This window comes from Sphaerisporangium rubeum (genome assembly GCF_014207705.1).
Classification (GTDB): Bacteria; Actinomycetota; Actinomycetes; order Streptosporangiales; family Streptosporangiaceae; genus Sphaerisporangium; species Sphaerisporangium rubeum.
Genome location: NZ_JACHIU010000001.1, coordinates 5,258,099 through 5,275,631, shown reverse-complemented (window position 1 = coordinate 5,275,631; position 17,533 = coordinate 5,258,099). Strand labels below are relative to the sequence as shown.

Annotated in this window: 14 protein-coding genes; 6 read left to right on the top strand and 8 right to left on the bottom strand. The window is 72.1% G+C overall.

What is annotated here, in order from left to right; all coding sequences use genetic code 11:
* Positions 1 to 2: 2 nt before the first annotated feature.
* The 3 genes from BJ992_RS22470 to rpsT form a co-directional block, all read right to left on the bottom strand.
* Positions 3 to 2,717, bottom strand: coding sequence for an FtsX-like permease family protein (locus BJ992_RS22470; protein WP_184984141.1), 2,715 nt, complete (start codon positions 2,715 to 2,717; stop codon positions 3 to 5).
* Positions 2,714 to 6,049: an ABC transporter permease gene (locus BJ992_RS22465; protein ID WP_184984139.1), complete on the bottom strand. Its 3,336-nt coding sequence runs from the start codon at positions 6,047 to 6,049 to the stop codon at positions 2,714 to 2,716. Before BJ992_RS22465 ends, BJ992_RS22470 begins: the two co-directional genes overlap by 4 nt.
* Before the next feature lie 238 nt (positions 6,050 to 6,287).
* The gene (rpsT, locus tag BJ992_RS33140; RefSeq protein ID WP_184984137.1) at positions 6,288 to 6,557 is read right to left on the bottom strand and encodes a 30S ribosomal protein S20; all 270 of its coding nucleotides are present in this window, start codon (positions 6,555 to 6,557) and stop codon (positions 6,288 to 6,290) included.
* Positions 6,558 to 6,808: 251 nt separating this feature from the next.
* Here rpsT and lepA point away from each other — a divergent pair, with 251 nt between their 5' ends.
* Positions 6,809 to 8,635 (top strand): translation elongation factor 4, encoded by a 1,827-nt coding sequence (gene lepA, locus BJ992_RS22455; RefSeq protein ID WP_343072804.1) that lies wholly within the window; start codon positions 6,809 to 6,811, stop codon positions 8,633 to 8,635.
* Between the two features lie 19 nt (positions 8,636 to 8,654).
* Positions 8,655 to 9,872, top strand: a complete 1,218-nt coding sequence (gene hemW / locus BJ992_RS22450; protein ID WP_184984132.1) for a radical SAM family heme chaperone HemW — start codon at positions 8,655 to 8,657, stop codon at positions 9,870 to 9,872.
* A gap of 71 nt (positions 9,873 to 9,943) precedes the next feature.
* On the opposite strand, the gene BJ992_RS22445 is transcribed toward hemW, so the two are convergent.
* The 3 genes from BJ992_RS22445 to BJ992_RS22435 are packed head-to-tail and all read right to left on the bottom strand — an operon-like array spanning position 9,944 to position 12,566.
* Entirely contained in the window at positions 9,944 to 10,723 is a 780-nt protein-coding gene (locus tag BJ992_RS22445) for a DUF4870 domain-containing protein (RefSeq protein ID WP_184984130.1), read from the bottom strand.
* Positions 10,720 to 11,550, bottom strand: a complete 831-nt coding sequence (locus BJ992_RS22440) for a DUF3097 domain-containing protein (RefSeq protein WP_184984129.1) — start codon at positions 11,548 to 11,550, stop codon at positions 10,720 to 10,722. The genes BJ992_RS22445 and BJ992_RS22440 overlap by 4 nt, the downstream gene beginning before the upstream one ends.
* Positions 11,551 to 11,570: 20 nt before the next feature.
* A complete protein-coding gene (locus BJ992_RS22435) occupies positions 11,571 to 12,566 on the bottom strand; it encodes a hypothetical protein (protein ID WP_184984127.1) in 996 nt (331 codons plus the stop codon).
* A gap of 182 nt (positions 12,567 to 12,748) precedes the next feature.
* Between BJ992_RS22435 and hrcA the strand changes: the two genes are divergently transcribed.
* From hrcA to BJ992_RS22420, 3 genes are read left to right on the top strand one after another with little or no spacing between them, the layout of a single operon-like run.
* On the top strand, positions 12,749 to 13,756 hold the full coding sequence (gene hrcA, locus BJ992_RS22430) for a heat-inducible transcriptional repressor HrcA (protein ID WP_184988711.1): 1,008 nt from the start codon (positions 12,749 to 12,751) through the stop codon (positions 13,754 to 13,756).
* Positions 13,756 to 14,895, top strand: a complete 1,140-nt coding sequence (gene dnaJ / locus BJ992_RS22425) for a molecular chaperone DnaJ (protein WP_184984125.1) — start codon at positions 13,756 to 13,758, stop codon at positions 14,893 to 14,895. The genes hrcA and dnaJ overlap by 1 nt, the downstream gene beginning before the upstream one ends.
* Before the next feature lie 54 nt (positions 14,896 to 14,949).
* Entirely contained in the window at positions 14,950 to 15,675 is a 726-nt protein-coding gene (locus tag BJ992_RS22420; RefSeq protein WP_184984123.1) for a 16S rRNA (uracil(1498)-N(3))-methyltransferase, read from the top strand.
* 67 nt (positions 15,676 to 15,742) lie between these two features.
* On the opposite strand, the gene BJ992_RS22415 is transcribed toward BJ992_RS22420, so the two are convergent.
* Together BJ992_RS22415 and BJ992_RS22410 are read right to left on the bottom strand one after the other, a co-directional pair.
* Entirely contained in the window at positions 15,743 to 16,423 is a 681-nt protein-coding gene (locus BJ992_RS22415; RefSeq protein ID WP_184984121.1) for a hypothetical protein, read from the bottom strand.
* The gene (locus tag BJ992_RS22410) at positions 16,420 to 16,899 is read right to left on the bottom strand and encodes a SigE family RNA polymerase sigma factor (protein WP_184988708.1); all 480 of its coding nucleotides are present in this window, start codon (positions 16,897 to 16,899) and stop codon (positions 16,420 to 16,422) included. The genes BJ992_RS22415 and BJ992_RS22410 overlap by 4 nt, the downstream gene beginning before the upstream one ends.
* Positions 16,900 to 17,174: 275 nt before the next feature.
* Between BJ992_RS22410 and BJ992_RS22405 the strand changes: the two genes are divergently transcribed.
* Positions 17,175 to 17,519, top strand: coding sequence for an HIT domain-containing protein (locus tag BJ992_RS22405; RefSeq protein WP_184984119.1), 345 nt, complete (start codon positions 17,175 to 17,177; stop codon positions 17,517 to 17,519).
* Positions 17,520 to 17,533: the final 14 nt, after the last annotated feature.

Below are 17,533 nucleotides of genomic sequence, written 5' to 3'. Positions count from 1 at the left end.
CTTCAGTCCCCCACTCGCAGGATGGAGCCGAGCGACCGGCGCCGGCCGATCGCGGCGTGCAGGAAGGCGCCGCCGACGGCCACGGCGGTGAGCCCGGCGGCCAGCAGCACCGGCGTGCCGGGGTCGATCTCGTACGCGCGCACGGCGATGCCGCCGGCGTAGACGCCGAGGTCGAGCCCGGGCCCGAGAGCCGCGGGGAGCGCGAGGCCGAGCGCGAGCCCGGCGCACGCGGTCAGGAAGATCAGCGGCGTGACCTCGAGGACGGTCAGCGCCGCCGCCTGCCGTTCCGACAGCCCGAGGGTGCGCAGGAACGACAGCGCGCGCACCCGGTCGGCGGCCCCCGTCACCAGCGCGATGATCACGGTGAGCAGCGCGTACACGGCGAGCGCCACGGTGACCACCTGGAACGCGGTCGTGATCGTGCCGGTGAGCGGCGTGCCGGTGATCCGGCCGAGGGACTCGCCGAACGTCGCCACGTGGATGGGGGGGACGTTCCCCGTCGCGGCGCGCAGCCGTCCGGCGTCGATGTCCTCCCCGCCGAGCAGCAGCATGCTGGTGTATTCACGGGACCCGGCGCGCTCGGAGGCGTCGAACGGCACGATGATCAAGCTGTGCGTGGTGAAGCCGATGCCGGGCAGGCCGTCGGCGACGACCCCCCGCTTGCTGAGCTTCATGCGGACGTGCCAGCCGATCTCGAACTCCGACAGGTTGGCGAGGTCCGGCGAGACCAGCGCCGGGATGGTCCCCGCGGGTCCGCCCGCGGGTGCGGCGGGTACGGTCAGCGGCGTGCCGGCCACCAGGCGGCGGTAGGCGTCGAGGTCGATCGCGACGACGGTGGCGCTCCTGCCGCCGAGGCCGATCTGCGCCGTCCCCTTGTCGGCCGGCAGCACGGTCCGTACGCCGGGGACCTCGCGTACCGCGGCGACGACGCCGGCGGGCAGCTCGGCGGCGCTCTCCACCCGGCCCGCGGCCCCGGTCGCCTGCCACGCCGCGAGGCGCTGCGTGGCGTCGAGGGTGCCGCCGACGACGGCGCCGTACACCGACACGGCGAGCGCCGGCAGCAGGATCAGCACCGGCAGCGCGGTGACGGCCCGCGCGCGGGCCGCGAGCGTCATGCCGACGAACGGCACCGCGGGCCGGGCCCGCGCGGCCAGCCACACCACCAGCCGCAGGGGGTAGGGGTAGCAGCGCAGCACGATCAGCGCCACGGCCACCGTGAGCGCCACGGGTACCAGCATCAGGAACGGATCACCGGCGGGGGCCGAGCCGCCCCTGACGTCGGTGGTGAGGCCGCGGTTGCGCAGCAGGTAGGCCCCGGCGAGGGCCAGCACCACGACCACCAGCTCCAGCATCAGCCGCCGGGGGGACGGCCGGCGGGCCGCGACGTCGGCGCGGCGTTCGTTCAGCGGCCTGCGGTGCGCGAGGGCCACCCGGGTGGCGGCGAACACCAGCGCGACCGCGACGATGAACAGCGGCCCGAGATGCACGATCGAGGTGACGGGCCCCGGCACGAGGTACGACAGCGCGTACCCGATGAGCGCCGCCGGCGCGCAGGCCAGCGCCACCGTCCCGGTGCCGGTCAGCACGACCTGCCGCAGGGACGCGCCGCGCGCGCGGGCCAGGGCCAGCGCGCCGGCCATGCGTTCGGTCAGCAACTGCGCGGCGAGCGCCAGCACCCCGGCCGCGACGACGGCGAGGCCGCCGGTGGCCAGGTACGCCAGGGCCTGCGCCGTGGCGAGCTGCCGCAGGTAGTCGTTCAGCACCTCGTCGAGCGCGGTGCCGAGCTCCCAGACGGAGAACCCGGCCACCTGCGACCACGTGGTGATCTGGTCGGTGGCGGCGAGGCCGACCCGGCGCCGGAACTCGGCCACCCCGGCCACCGTGTCACCGGCGTTGCGCGCGTCGATCTTCGCGTTGTCGACGGCGAGCACCCAGTAGTACCGCAGGTCACGGCTGTCGCCGTTCAGCCGGGTCAACGAGGACGGCCCGGTGAGTGCCGTGATGTGGTGCTCCTCACGGTCGGTGCCGGCCATCCTGCGCACCGAGGCCTTGATCACGTTGAGGTCGTGATGCCAGTAGCGGTCGGCGGCGTTCACCGGCTCGAAGATCCCGGTGACCTTGGCGAGCATCGGACGGCTGTTGCCGAGCACCAGTATGGTGCCGGCCGGGATCCGCATCAGCTCGGCGGCGCTCCTGACCAGCGCGATCTCGAAGAGGTCCACGTCACGCAGGTCCGGGTGTCCCGGCACGCGCGGCACGACCGTCGGCGGGCCCGGCGGCACGCCGTCGACGTACCTGATCCGCTGGTCCGCGCCGGACAGCCACGCGACGTCCACGAGCTGCAGCGGCAGGTGGCCGGGCCCCACCCGGTCCGCGACCGGGGTGCCGACGGTCTTGGCGCTGTAGTGGCTGGTGTTGCCGGGCCGGGTGTCCATGAGGGACGCCAGGGACGGCGGCAGCGACTCCCGCCATTCGCGGTCCAGCTTCTGGAACCCGCCTTCCGCGGTGATCTGGTTCTGCGGGCCCTGCGTGCGCCGGGAGACGGTCAGGTCGGTCAGACCGGCGCTGGTGCCGGTCAGGATGGAGTGCAGCGCGTCGTCGTAGGACGCCTCCGCCACCCGCGGCAGCGCCGCGATGAGCAGCGCGGCGCTGAGCGTCAGCACGGCCAGCAGCGCGGCCGTACCCCGGTGCACGCGCAGGAGCAGCAACGGGTTCATCGGTCCTCCCCGATGCGCAGCGCACGGCCGAGGCCTTGGCGGCGCAGTGAGCGGGCCAGGGCCGCGACGATCGCGAACAGCAGCGCCGACACCGCCGCGAGCATCGCCAGTGTCGCGGGCCAGGGGATGTCGAGCAGCACAGGCGGCGTCACCAGGGACGCCTGGCCGGTCAGCACGATGTGCGGCACGACCAGCGTGGCCACCACCACGGCCAGCAGCGTGCCGCCGGCGACCGACAGCCCGATCAGGAACGCCTGCTCCACCGCCAGCAGCCCGAAGATCTGCCGGAAACTCACCCCGAGAGCGCGCAGGATCGCGAACTCGGCGCCGCGTTCCCGCGCGGCCACGGCCGCGTTCACGAGGAATCCGAGCGCCGCGAAGACCAGCGCGGCGGCGAAGCCGAGGATGAGCGCACCCTGCAGGCCACTCGCCAGCGGGTCGTCACGCAGTTGTCTCGTCAGGGTGCCGATGTCCACGACGGTCTGGTCCCAGTCGGGGTGGCGTGCCAGTTCGGCGGCGGCCGGGCCGGAGTCGTGGTTCTCGGCGGACATCCACCATTCGAGCGGGGCCCGCGGTTCGCGTCCCGACGCCACGTCCCTGGCGGTCAGCGTCGGCAGGTCGGCGAGCACGGCGGGGGCTCCGGCCGCCGTCCCCGGCATGGCGGCGACGATCCCGGCCACGGTGATCCGCACCGGCCTGCCGTCGAGCTGCATCACGCCGGCGCCGCCTACGGTGAGCTTCTCGCGTGCCGCGACGTCGGAGGTCACCACCACCGGCACCGGCCGGAAGATTGAGGCGTCCTGACCGGCCGGGCCGGGGCCGCCGTCGGCGGGGGGAGCAGCGAACAGCGCCTCGTCCGGCACGTCCGCCGGTGCGGCGACCACCGAGACGTCCTCGGGGCCCGCCGGGTCACGCTGGGTGCCGGACGGCTTCGGAACCTTGACGGTGAACAGGCCGGGTCCCGTCGTGAGCTGCTCCCCGGTCACGTGGCCCTCCCGTCGCGCCAGGTGCCCCCACCGCAGCCCGGAGGGCAGGGTGACCCGCGTGCCGTCGCCGGTGGCGATCGCGTCGAGCGCCAGCTCCAGCCCGCTGCCGTCGAAGGGCACGGGGACCTGGATGGCGAAGCCGCGGATCGCCAGCGGGTACGCGAGCCGTCCCTCCTGACCGGCGAGCCCCGCGAGGTCGGCGGTGAGGCGGTGCGCCGCGCCGTCGGCGTCAAGCGGCCCGAACGTCAGGTGGCGCTGCACGCCGAGCGCGTCGACCAGCACCATGCGCAGCCGCAGCGAGACGTACTGCTCGGCCACCTCGGGCCGGTCGAGGCGCAGCCGCACGTCGAGGGACAGCGAGCCGGGGGTGCCCGGCAGCGGCACGGACGGCGTGGGGGGACGCGCGGCGGCGAGGCGGCCGGCCAGGGACGTCATCGGCACGGGGGACAGGTCGTCGCGCAGCGTCACCATCGTGCCGAGCTTGGCGGCGTCGGCCGCGAGGATCGTGACGTTGCCCTGCGAGAAGGACACGGTGCCCCGGTGCACGGGGCTGACGGCGGTCACCCCCGGCAGGGCCGCGTACGCCGCGCCGCGGCCCATGCCGCCGAGTTCCGCCGACTCCGGTGGCGCGGCCACCCGCAGGTCGGCACCCGCCTGGTGGCGTGCCTGGTCGAGCTGCGAGCCGCGCCACGTGGCGGCCGTCGCCATGGACACCACGCCGATCGCCACCGCCATGGTGAGCAGCAGCGCGGGGCCGGAGTAGCGGGCCGGACGGCGGCTCACCTGCCAGGACCCGAGGGCCGGTGCGAGGCTCCTGCGCCGCGAGGTGACGCGTTCGGCGAGGCGGGAGACCCGTGGCACGAGCCGCAGCCCGAGCATGCCGCCGCACAGCAGCGCGAGCGCGGGCCCGGTCACGATCAGCGGGTCGATGCCGAGGTCCCCGCTGCTGGTGGTCGTCACCGGAGCGCCGTACCGCCGCAACTGCCAGATGGCGAGCGCCGCGACCACCGCGAGCGCGACGTCGCCGCCGGCGCGCTGCAGCCAGCCCTGCCGGTCGCCGCGGCCGCGCAGCGACTGCTCCTCGATGTAGGTGCGCCTCGCGCCGCGCAGCGCCGGCAGTGCGAGCAGCACGGCGCACGCCAGCGCCACCCCGGCCGACACCGCGAACGCCGTGCCGTCGGGCTCGGCCGCGACGTCCACCCCGGCGGCCTTGATCCACGGCAGTGAGTTGACCAGGCGGAGCAGCGGGGGAGCGAGGAACGGCGCCACCAGAGCGCACGGCACGGCCACCAGCAGGGTCTCCGCGCCGGCCAGCAGGCCGAGCCACACACTGCCGGCGCCGCGTGAGCGCAGCAGCGCCACCTCCATGCGGCGGTGGTCGGCCAGCAGGCGCGCGGTGAGCACCAGCGCGTACGCCGCGAGCAGCAGCAGTTGCAGCACGGGGACCAGCATCGTGGACCTCGCCACGAGTGCCGCTCTGTCCAGGTCGGTCAGCATGTCGGGGAGCCGGCTGTAGGTCTCGCAGGTGGGGCAGTCGCGGGTGAGCGCGTCGCCGAGGCGGTCCACCGCGGCGGCGAACGGCCGCAGGCCGCTCTGGTCGAGGCCCGACAGGTCGGGGACCGCGGTCCACGTGAAGTTCACGCTGGTGGTGAAGCGCGCGAGGAACGTCTCACGCGGCACCATCAGCGGGCCGTAGGTGGTGTAGTCGCCGCGTTCCACACCTTTGCGCAGCAGTTCCTGACCGGTCCAGCGCTCGGCGTACGGGTCACGCAACTGGTACACGCCGGTCACCGTGACCCGGACCGGCTTGTGGTCCAGGCGTCCCACCACGACGAACTCCTGGCCCGCGCCGAGGTCCATGGCGTCGGCCGCCGGCTGTGACAGCGCCGCCTCCACGGTGCCGCCGGTGGCGGGCCGCGGCCAGGAGCCCTCAAGCAGCCGGGCCTGCCGGTCCAGGCCGTCGTAGGTGCCGAAACGGGTCAGCTCCGGATGTTCCCGGCGTTGCTGGTCCGGCATGGCGTAGGAGTCGGACTGCGCGCTGAGGCTGATCTCATGCGGCACCGGCGCGCCACCCGGCCCCGCGGTCAGCTCACCGATCCGGCCGCGTACGGCGCCGTCGGCCGCGGGGAACCCACCTTCGCGGATGGAGGCGCTGACGGTGGTGGCGGTGACGGCCGTCGGCGCGGTCAGCATGGCCCGCTTCACGCCGACGTCGGCGACGGTGGAGGCGTACAGGGTCAGCGCGACCAGCGTGGTGGTCGCGAGGAGGATCGACCCGAACGCGGCGAACACCAGCAGGGGCTCACTGAACGCACGCCTCAGCACCAGAGGTGTCCGCCCCCGCATGAACCGCCTCCCGTGGTGCTATGTCCGTTTCGTACACCATAATTGTGGATCTACCTGGGGGAAGAGGCCCGGACTCACGGTGATAGAGCCGATATCTGGCAGGGACGGCGCCGTGATATCGAAAACGTGACATTTCCAAATACCGAGCCGGCACATGGTGTGCGGACATGACGAAACGCCGCGTCCTCGACGAGGACGCGGCGCCGGAAACCGCCGGGCTGGGCCCGGTGATCTGGCCTTACTTGGCCTGCAGAGCGGCGGCGCGCTTGGCGATGGCCGACTTGCGGTTGGCCGCCTGGTTCTTGTGGATGACGCCCTTGCTGACGGCCTTGTCCAGCTGACGGGACGCGGCGCGCATGAAAGCGGCGGCGTCTTCCGCGTTGCCCTGGTCGGCGGCCTCACGGAACTTGCGGATCGCCGTCTTCAGCGACGACTTGACGGCCTTGTTGCGCAGCCGGGCCTTTTCGTTCTGCCGGTTGCGCTTGATCTGGGACTTGATGTTCGCCACGAAAAAGCCTCGGTGAAGGTCGATGGATGGGGCGCGCGGGCAGAGAGGGCGCGCCACACGCAGTTGAACAGGGTACCAACTCGCGAGGTGCGCCCCCAAATCGAAGGACCACGGCACACCCCTGCGTCTTTATGTTAGCGCAGGCACGAGATCGGTGGTCGTGCCTGCCGGTAAACTGGAGGCGTAGAGCGCGGCAGCGGCCCACCCGCCAGGCTCTCGCTTCCTCGTCAATCCATGTGAAACGGACCCCGGTGCGCATCCAGCCTGGCCAGACCGACCCCGCGTTGATCCGCAACTTCTGCATCATCGCGCACATCGACCATGGCAAGTCCACACTCGCCGACCGGATGCTCCAGCTCACCGGTGTCGTCGACGACCGGCAGATGCGCGCGCAGTACCTCGACCGCATGGACATCGAGCGTGAGCGCGGCATCACCATCAAGTCGCAGGCCGTCCGCCTCCCCTGGGACGGTCATGTGCTCAACATGATCGACACCCCCGGCCACGTGGACTTCACCTATGAGGTGTCCCGGTCGCTCGAAGCCTGCGAAGGCGCGATCCTGCTGGTGGACGCCGCGCAGGGCATCGAGGCGCAGACCCTCGCCAACCTCTACCTGGCCATGAACGCCGACCTGCACATCATCCCGGTGCTCAACAAGATCGACCTCCCCGCCGCGCAGCCCGACAAGTACGCCGAGGAGATCGCCGGCCTCATCGGCTGCGACCCCTCCGACGTGCTGCGCGTGTCCGGCAAGACCGGCGCCGGCGTCAAGGAGCTGCTCGACCACGTGGTCACCACCATCCCCGCGCCGGTCGGCGACGCGCAGGCGGCGGCCCGCGCGCTGATCTTCGACTCGGTGTACGACACCTACCGCGGCGTCGTCACCTACGTGCGGGTCGTGGACGGCGGCCTGTCCAAGCGCGAGCGCACCATCATGATGTCCACCGGCGCCAGCCACGAGACCCTGGAGATCGGGGTCATCTCCCCCGAGCCCGTGCCGTCCGCCTCGCTCGGCGTCGGCGAGGTCGGCTACCTCATCACCGGCGTCAAGGACGTCCGCCAGGCCCGGGTCGGCGACACCGTCACCTCCGCGGCCCGTCCCGCGAGCGAGGCCCTCGGCGGCTACGACCACCCCCGCCCCATGGTGTACTCCGGCCTGTATCCCATCGACGGCGACGACTACCCCGAGCTGCGCGAGGCCCTCGACAAGCTCAGGCTGAACGACGCGGCGCTGGTGTACGAGCCGGAGACCTCCGCGGCGCTCGGCTTCGGTTTCCGCTGCGGCTTCCTCGGGCTGCTGCACATGGAGATCGTCCGCGAGCGGCTGGAGCGCGAGTTCAACCTGTCGCTCATCTCCACCGCGCCGAACGTCATCTACCGCGTCATCATGGAGGACGGCAAGGAGCTCATCGTCACCAACCCCTCGGAGTTCCCGGCCGGCAAGATCTCCGAGATCCACGAGCCGACGGTGAAGGCCACGGTGCTGTCCCCGGCCGACCACATCGGCGCCATCATGGAGCTGTGCCAGGGCCGCCGCGGCGCGCTGCTCGGCATGGACTACCTGTCGGAGGACCGCGTCGAGATCCGCTACACCCTGCCGCTCGGCGAGATCATCTTCGACTTCTTCGACCAGCTCAAGTCCCGCACCCGCGGTTACGCCTCGCTCGACTACGAGCCCTCCGGCGAGCAGGTGGCCGACCTGGTCAAGGTCGACATCCTCCTGCAGGGCGAGGCGGTCGACGCGTTCAGCGCCATCGTGCACCGCGACAAGGCCTACTCCTACGGCGTCGAGATGGCCAAGAAGCTCAAGGACCTCATCCCGCGCCAGCAGTTCGAGGTCCCCATCCAGGCCGCCATCGGCTCCCGCGTCATCGCACGCGAGAACATCCGCGCCATCCGCAAGGACGTCCTCGCCAAGTGCTACGGCGGTGACATCAGCCGTAAGCGCAAGCTGCTGGAGAAGCAGAAGGAAGGCAAGAAGCGCATGAAGATGGTCGGCCGCGTCGAGGTCCCCCAGGAGGCCTTCGTCGCCGCGCTGTCCACCGAGGCCCCCGCCGCGGACAAGGCCAGGAAGTGACCTCGCGGCAGGTGACCTCGTGCCTTCCGTAGTGCTCGAAGGGGACCCGGTCCCCGCCACCGGCGAGCTCCCCGCCGAGGCCCTGCGGAGCCTCGGCACCCGGCCGTTCGGCTTCTACGTCCACGTGCCGTTCTGCGTGACCCGCTGCGGCTACTGCGACTTCAACACCTACACCGCCGCCGAGCTCGGCCCCGGCGCGTCCAGAGCAGGTTACGCGGCCACCGCGATCGAGGAGATCCGCCTGGCCCGCCGCGTGCTCGGCGACGCCGACATGCCGGTGAGCACGGTGTTCTTCGGCGGCGGCACCCCCACCCTGCTCCCCGCGGCCGACCTGGTCTCCGTCCTGCGCGCCGTCGACACCGAGTTCGGCCTCGCGCCGGACGCCGAGGTCACCACCGAGGCCAACCCCGAGTCCGTCACCCCGACCGCGCTGGCCGAGCTCCGCGCCGGCGGCTTCACCCGCGTCAGCTTCGGCATGCAGAGCGCCGCACCCCACGTCCTCGCCGTGCTCGACCGCCGCCACACCCCCGGCCGTCCCGCCGCGGCCGTCCACGAGGCCCGTGCCGCCGGCTTCGAGCACATCAGCCTCGACCTCATCTACGGCACACCCGGCGAGACCGCCGGCGACTGGCGCGACTCCCTGACCGCCGCCGTCGAGGCCGCTCCCGATCACATCTCCGCCTACTCCCTGATCGTCGAGGACGGCACCCGCCTCGCCGCACGCATCCGCCGCGGCGAGCTCCCCATGCCCGACGACGACCTCGCCGCCGACCGCTACACCGCGGCCGACACCCTGCTGTCGGCCGCCGGCTACGACTGGTACGAGGTCTCCAACTGGGCCACCTCCGAGGCGTCCCGCTGCCGCCACAACCTCCTGTACTGGACCGGCGGCGACTGGTGGGGTGTCGGCCCCGGCGCGCACAGCCACATCGACGGCGTCCGCTGGTGGAACGTCAAACACCCCACCCCCTACGCCGCACGCCTCGCCGCCGGCACCTCCCCCGGCCAGGCCCGCGAACACCTCACCCCCGCCGACCGCCACCTCGAACGCCTGATGCTCGAACTCCGCCTGAGCTCCGGCTACCCCCTCTCCGACATCCCACCCCCGTCCCGCCCCGCCGCCGCCAGAGCCCTCGCCACCGGCCTCCTCGACCCGGCCCCGTTCACCAAGGGCCGCGCCGTCCTCACCCTGAAGGGCCGCCTCCTCGCGGACGCCGTGATCCGCGACCTGACCTGATACCGCGGCGACCGATGGCCGGGGCCTCTCGCACTTGGCTGAGTCCGTCACCGATCACGAAAGGCCTGTCGTCAGGAGACGAACCGGATGTTCAGTGGATAGCGGTAGTTCTCTCCCCGGTTGGCGGCGACCGAGGCCATGATCATGATGATCAGGGAGCCGATCCACAGGACCGGGAAGAGGATGAGGCCGATGATCAGGAACGACAGGACGAAGCAGACGACGTAGGCGATGACCAGGGTGATCTGGAAGTTCAGGGCCTCGGCGGCCTGGTCGCGGACGTAGGGGGACTCGTCCTTCTTGGTGACGTAGAGGATGAGGGGGCCGATGAACGAGGTGAGCAGGCCCAGCAGGTGCGCGAGCATCGCCATCGTGGTGTCGTCGGTGCCGGGACGCGGGCCGTAGCGGCCGGGGACGTGCGGCTGGCCGTACGCCGGGTTGGCGTAGCCGGGGCCGTAGCCGGGCTGTCCGTAGCCAGGGCCGTAGCCGGGTTGTCCGTAGCCAGGTTGGCTGTAACCAGCTTGTCCGTAGCCGGGCTGGCCATAACCGGGCTGTCCGTAGCCGGGTTGTCCGTAGCCGTGCTGGCCGTAAGCCGGTTGGCCGTGGTCCTGTGGGGTGCCGTGGTCGGACGGCGCGGGGCCGGGGTGGTTGTAGGAGGGCTGGTCGTGGGTGGGGGTGGTGTACGGCTGGGATGGCGGGCCGTAGGCGGGGGTGGCGTGGGGACGGCCGGAGTCGGCGGGGGTGTGGTGCTGGGGTTGGTCCTGGGGGGTGCCGTGGGGGCCGGAGGGCGGGTCGAAGGAGGGGCGGGGGGCCTGGCGGGTTTCGTCGGCCGGGTCGGGTGGAGTGGTCATGAGTGCTCCTCGGTGGTCACGAAGTCGATCAGTTCCTCGACGCGGCCGAGGAGTTGGGGCTCGAGGTCGGTGTAGGTGCGGACCGACCCGAGGATGCGGCGCCAGGCGTCCGGCGGGGTCAGGCGCCAGCCGAGCGCGTCGAGCACACCTTCCTTCCACGGTACGCCGCGAGGCACGTCTGGCCAGGCGGGGATACCGAGGACGGACGGTTTCACGGCCTGCCAGATGTCCACGAAGGGGTGGCCGGTGATCAGGACCTGGGGGGAGGACACCTGTGCGGCGATGCGGCTCTCCTTGGAGCCGGGGACCAGGTGGTCGACCAGGACGCCGAGGCGCCGGCCGGGGCCGGGGGCGAACTCCTCGACGATCGCCGGCAGGTCGTCCACGCCTTCGAGGTACTCGACGACGACGCCTTCGACCCGCAGGTCGTGGCCCCAGATCTTCTCCACGAGGGCCGCGTCGTGCAGGCCCTCGACGTAGATGCGGCTCTCCCGCGCGACCCGCGCGCGCAGGCCCGTCACGGCGACGGACCCGGACGCACTGCGACCGGGGGTGCGCGCCGCCTGGCCCTCGGGTCGCACCAGCGTCACCGGCCTGCCGTCGAGCAGGAACGCGGCGGGGGCCAGCGGGAAGACGCGACGCCTCCCGAAGCGGTCCTCCAGGGTGACGGCTTCCTTGTCACATGCCACCACGGCGCCGCAGAAACCGTCCCCGGCGCCGTTCGCGTCCTCCACGACCAGGCCCGGCTCGGCGGGGACGCGCGGGATCTCGGCCCGCGGCCTTCTCCACCGGCCGCCGGCCAGCACATCCCGTCCGTAGTCCCGCATAGCAGGGCACGCTAGCAAGCTCAGGCGCCAGGCGGGGCCTGCCACCCGCCGCCGTACGGCGCGCTCGGCGCCAGGCGCTTGCGGAACCGGCTGCGGCGCACCAGCACCACGATGGTGACGATCAAGGCGAACAGGAAGCCGATCAGCGGCACCAGGAACAACGCGGCCACTCCGCCGGCCAGCGCGCCGGTGTTCGCCGTGAGCGAGCGGCCGACGCCGAACACGACCTGCTGGCCTTCCTCGGCCTGGCACGTGAACTTGTAGTCGCCGGCGGCGGGGACGCCGATGTTGAACAGCAGTTCCCACACGCGGCCGTCGGCCGTGATGGTCTGCGAGGTCGACGGGTTGGTCAGCTTGGCCTTGCGGCCGTCGGCGGCGTTCTCCGCGACGCACGTCACGTTGGCGGGACCGGACGCCGAGGCGTACAGAGCGGGCTTCTGCGCGGGGTCCACCGTGGCGACCACGCTGCCACCGCTCTGGAAGGTCTTGGACGGCGCCGCGTCGCCGAGGGTCTTGAACAGGCCGCCGGCGAAACCGGCGAAGCCGATGCCGACGCAGACCACCGCGATGATCCACGCCAGGAAGACCCACAACAGTCTCGGACGGACCTGACCCTTGGCCGGCGGGGGAGTGCCGTAGCCGGGGGGGTTCGCGCCGTAGGACGGGCCGCCGTAGCCCTGGCCGGGAGGCGGGGAGTAACCCTGGCCGCCCGGCGGGGGCCCGTACCCCTGCTGGGGGTTGCCGTACCCGCCACCGTACCCGCCACCGGGGCCGCCGTGGCCCTGGCCGGGAGGGGGACCGTACGGTCCCTGGCCGCCGGGAGGCGGCGGGTAGTTCTGCCCGCCTGAGGGGGAGCCGAAGGGCGGACGGTCACCGGGGCCGCTCGCCTGAGCGCCGTAAGAAGGGGTTCCCTGGGCACCGTGAGGGGACGAGCCGGGGGCGGCCTGCTCGCCGAAGGGGTAGGGACGCGCGATGCGCGATGTCGCGTCCTCGGGCCGGGGGGTGTTCTCGGTCATGCGAGAAGTGTGGACCATGTCACTTGCCGGTCGATAGCAACCCGCTTGTAGCGGCCGCACCCGTGCTGTGCCCCGCGGGTTATCGCACCGTGCCTGCGGGAGCCGTACACTTGGCACTCGGGAACACTGAGTGCCAGGACCGCGTTCACGCAGGCACGCAAAGCAGGCAGGAGGTGAGCACGTTGCTCGATGATCGCAAGCTGGCCGTACTGCGCGCCGTCGTCGAGGACTACGTGTCCACCAACGAACCCGTCGGGTCCAAGGCGCTGGCCGAACGGCACAATCTCGGCGTCTCGCCTGCCACGGTGCGCAACGACATGGCGGTGCTGGAGGAGCAGGGGTACATCGCGCAGCCGCACACCAGCGCGGGCCGGGTGCCGACCGACAAGGGCTACCGGCTGTTCGTCGACCGGCTGTCGCAGATCAAGCCGCTGTCGGCGGCCGAGCGCCGCGCCATCGAGACGTTCCTCGCCGGCGCGGTCGACCTCGACGACGTCGTCACGCGCACGGTGCGGTTGCTGGCGCAGCTCACCCGGCAGGTCGCGGTGGTGCAGTACCCGTCGCTGATCCGCTCCACGGTGCGCCACGTCGAGCTGGTGCCGCTGTCGGAGCGGCGCATCATGCTGGTCCTGATCACCAACACCGGCCGGGTCGAGCAGCGGGTCGTGGACCTCCCCGACGTCGTGGAGGACGACCGCATCGCCCACCTGCGGGCCGTGCTCAACGCCGGCCTGGACGGCTGCGCGCTGAGCCAGGTCCCCGAGACGGTGGCCGACATGCACGAGCGTCTCCCCGAGGACGACCGGCCGATGGCGGGCACGATAACCTCCGTCCTGCTGGAAACGCTGGTCGACCGGCACGAGGAGAAGATCGTCTTCGCCGGCACGGCCAACCTCACGGCCGACTTCACCGTCGGCCTGCGCGACGTGCTGGAGGCGCTGGAGGAACAGGTCGTGCTGATGCGGCTGCTCGGGGAGGCCGGCGGCTCCCCTGTCACGGTGCGTATCGGGTCGGAGAACCCCTATTCCGGCCTTCACGGCACTTCCATCGTCGCCGCCGGATACGGTTCGGGCGACAATGAACTGGCCCGGCTCGGAGTGCTGGGCCCGACGCGAATGGACTACCCGGTGACCATGGGAGCGGTGCGCGCAGTGGCACGCTATGTCGGCCAGATTCTGGCGGGGTCCTAGTGGCGCGCGACTACTACGCCATTCTCGGCGTCCGCCGTGACGCGGGCCAGGACGAGATCAAGAAGGCGTACCGCCGTCTCGCGCGCGAACTGCACCCCGACCTGAACCCCGACCCTGAGACGCAGGAGCGTTTCAAGGAGATCAACCAGGCGTACGAGGTCCTGTCCGACCCCAACAAGCGCCAGATGTTCGATCTCGGCGCCGACCCGTTCGGTGGTGGCGGCGGCGCGGGGGGTGCGGGTGCCGGGTTCGGCGCGGGATTCCCCTTCAGCGACATCATGGACGCGTTCTTCGGCGGCGGCGCCGCGGCGCGCGGGCCGCGCTCGCGTGCGCGGCGGGGCCGCAACGCCACCATCCGCGTCGAGCTCGACCTCGCGGAGTCGGCGTTCGGCACCACCCGTGAGCTGGTCGTCGACACCGCCGTGCTGTGCGAGGTCTGCCACGGCTCAGGCGCCGCCTCAGGCACCCACCCCGACACCTGTGACATGTGTCACGGCCGGGGTGAGATCTCCCAGGTGACCCGTTCGTTCCTCGGCCAGGTCATGACGGCGCGGCCCTGCCCCCAGTGCGGCGGCTTCGGCTCGGTCATCCAGCACCCCTGTCAGGAGTGCTCCGGTGACGGCCGGGTGCGCACGCGCCGCACCATCAAGGTCCGCATCCCCGCGGGGGTCGAGGACGGCACCCACATCCAGCTCGCCGGCGAGGGGGAGATCGGCCCCGGTGGCGGCCCCCCCGGCGACCTGTTCCTTGAGATCGTCGAGCGGCCCCACCAGATCTTCGAGCGGCGCGGCGACGACCTGCACTGCACCGTGCAGATCCCGATGACCGCCGCGGCCCTCGGCACCATCCTCACCGTCGAGACGCTCGACGGCGCCGAGGAGATCGACGTCCGGCCCGGCACGCAGTCCGGCCAGGTCATCCCCCTGTACAGCCGCGGCGTGCAGCACCTCAACGAGAGCGGCCGAGGCGACCTGCTGATCCACTTCAACGTGGAGACCCCGACCCGCCTCGACCCCGCGCAGGAGGAACTGCTCAAGGAGCTTTCCAAGCTGCGCGGCGAGGAACGGCCCCCCGGCAAGTTCGCCCCGGGCCAACAGGGTTTTTTCTCCCGCCTCCGTGACGCGTTCAACGGCCGCTGATCCCCGGCCGCGAGCGTTCCACGGTCACCTCGGCGGGTGACTAAGGTTTCACGGGTGAGTGTTCCTGTCTTCCTCGCGGACGACCTTTCCGGCGACGAGATCCTGCTGGACGGCCCCGAGGGCCGGCACGCCGCCGCCGTGCGGCGGCTGCGGGTGGGGGAGAGGGTCGACCTGACCGACGGCGCCGGCGCGGTGGCCGAAGGCGAGGTGCGGTTCGCCGGCCGGGACGCGTTGCGGGTGGCCGTGCTGGCGCGCCGGGTCGTGCCGCCGGCCGTGCCGCGACTGGTGGTGGTGCAGGCTCTTCCCAAAGGGGACCGGGGTGAGCTGGCGGTCGAGATGATGACCGAGGCCGGGGTGGACGTCATCGTGCCGTGGGCCGCGTCGCGGTGCGTCACCGTGTGGAAGGGGGACCGCGCGGCGAAGTCCCTGGCCCGCTGGCGGTCCGCCGCGAGAGAGGCCGGCAAGCAGGCCCGCCGGTTCCGGCTCCCTGAGGTGACCGAGCAGGCCACCACCGCGAAGGTGGCCGAGCTCCTGCGCGGCGCGGCCACGGCCGTCGTGCTGCACGAGGACGCCGCTGAGCCGCTCTCCCGCCTGCCTCTGGCGACCGGCGGTGACATCGTCGTCGTGGTGGGTCCCGAGGGAGGCGTCGCCGACGACGAGCTCCGCCAGTTCACGGAGGCCGGAGCGGCCGGCGTGCTGCTCGGCCCCACGATCCTGCGCACGTCCACCGCCGGGGTCGCGGCCGCGGCGGTGCTGCTGGCCCGCACGGGCCGGTGGTGACCGGCGGCACACCGGGTTCACCCCGCGTCGCGGTCCCCTGAGGGACCGGTCCTGCGCCGGCTGGGGCTCAGCCGGAGCTGGACGACTGGTCCAGCGCGGGTGGTGCGTCGGACGGTCCCTCGCTGTGCGTCTGCGGGGTGATGCTGGCCGTCGCGGTCGGCTCGGCGGCCGTGGGGGTGGGCTCGGCCGGCGTGGCGGGGGTGGGGGCCTTGGTCGGGGTCTTGGTCTGGGTGGGCCTCGGCTTGGGCTCGGTGGTGCGGCCCTCGGGGTCGGCGTCCGACTCCGAGGGTGCGGGGCACGGCGGCGCGTCCGCCGGGGCCCCGGACGCGCAGTCGGTGCCCGGCGAGGGCACGGTGCTCGGCTTCGGCAGCGGTGTGGTGCTGCCGGTCGGCGTGGGAGCCGTGGGGAGAGGACGCGCCGAGCCGCCTGTGGTCGGCGGCAGGACGTTCGGCGGCCTGCTCGTGCTCGACTCCTCAGGCGGGTCGGTGTCGTACTGGACCGGCATGATGGGCCGCTGCTCACCGCCGTCGCCGCGCAGCGAGGGGACGAACGTCACGATCGCGGCGGCCACCAGCACGGCCCCGAAGGCCGACGCGGCGGCGCGCCACCAAAAGAGACCTCGCGGCCCGCGCTGCTCGACGCGGGTGCGGATGATCTGCAGTCCTTCTGCGGAAGGCACGACGGAATCCGCCTCCGCGCGCAAGACACGGCGCAGGAGGTCGCCGTACTCGTCGGGGGATTCGGTCATGACAGTTGCTCCAGGAGAGTCCTCAAGGCGGCCATGCCGCGTGCTGTGTGGCTCTTCACCGCACCCTTGCTGATGCCCATGGCACCGGCGATCTCCGCTTCCGAAAGGTCGCCGTAGTACCGCAGGACCAGCGCTTCGCGCTGCCGTGCGGGAAGCCCGCGAAGGGCCTCGATCACCGCGGACCTTTCGAGCTCGCCGATGGCGCCGTTCTCGGCACTCGGCGCGTCGGGCAGCCCCTTGGGGGCGTACTTCTCGACGACGGCGCGGTGGCGCAGCACGGAACGCGATCGGTTGACGACCGACTGACGCAGGTAGGCGAGTGCCTTGTCGGTGTCGCGCAGCCGCCGCCATGCCCCGTGGAGGGCGACGAAGGCGTCCTGAACGACTTCCTCCGCGGTGGCGCTGTCGCGGACCAACAAAACGGCCAGACGCACGAGCGACCGGTAATGAGCGCTGTAAAGCGCCGTAACGGCCATGTCGGCGTCCCAACCGACGGGCACCGCCCCGAGCGACCTGTCGGCCACGAGGGTCTCGGTGGTCACATCAGTTGGACGCACGGGCTTTCCAGAGGGTTTACTCTCTGCCGGTTCTTTAGGGGGCATGACCCGATTCGTGTCCTCGCCGGTGGCCTCGCGCCGACACTGACCACTCCTGACGCTGAAGTGTCGCACACCAACCCTAGCCGTGGGGATCAGTCCGCGCTGCCTAGTCGGTGTTACCGATTGGCAACAGAGGTGACTACCATGCGGGCGTGACAGACTGCCTGTTCTGCAAGATCGTGAGCAAGAACATCCCCGCGACGGTCGTCCATGAGACCGATCGCACCGTGGCGTTCCGGGATCTCGACCCGCAGGCGCCGACGCACGTGCTGGTGATCCCCAAGGGCCACTACGAGAACGCCGCCGCGCTGGCCGAGGCGGACGACGGACTGGCCGACGAGGTGCTGAAGGCCGCGCACGCCGTGGCGGTGCGCGAAGGGGTCGCGGGGGACGGGTACCGGATCGTGTTCAACACCGGCCCAAAGGCCGGTCAGACGGTGTTCCACGTGCACGCGCACGTGCTCGGCGGACGCCCCATGACCTGGCCGCCTGGCTGACGGCGAACCGTGCC

What these genes read in the sequence shown, in the direction of transcription:
- BJ992_RS22470 (WP_184984141.1), bottom strand. Translation starts at nt 2,717, where the DNA reads ATGAACCCGTTGCTGCTCCTGCGCGTGCACCGGGGTACGGCCGCGCTG.
- BJ992_RS22465 (WP_184984139.1), bottom strand. Translation starts at nt 6,049, where the DNA reads ATGCGGGGGCGGACACCTCTGGTGCTGAGGCGTGCGTTCAGTGAGCCC.
- BJ992_RS22445 (WP_184984130.1), bottom strand. Translation starts at nt 10,723, where the DNA reads ATGACCACTCCACCCGACCCGGCCGACGAAACCCGCCAGGCCCCCCGC.
- BJ992_RS22440 (WP_184984129.1), bottom strand. Translation starts at nt 11,550, where the DNA reads ATGCGGGACTACGGACGGGATGTGCTGGCCGGCGGCCGGTGGAGAAGG.
- BJ992_RS22435 (WP_184984127.1), bottom strand. Translation starts at nt 12,566, where the DNA reads ATGACCGAGAACACCCCCCGGCCCGAGGACGCGACATCGCGCATCGCG.
- BJ992_RS22415 (WP_184984121.1), bottom strand. Translation starts at nt 16,423, where the DNA reads ATGACCGAATCCCCCGACGAGTACGGCGACCTCCTGCGCCGTGTCTTG.
- BJ992_RS22410 (WP_184988708.1), bottom strand. Translation starts at nt 16,899, where the DNA reads ATGGCCGTTACGGCGCTTTACAGCGCTCATTACCGGTCGCTCGTGCGT.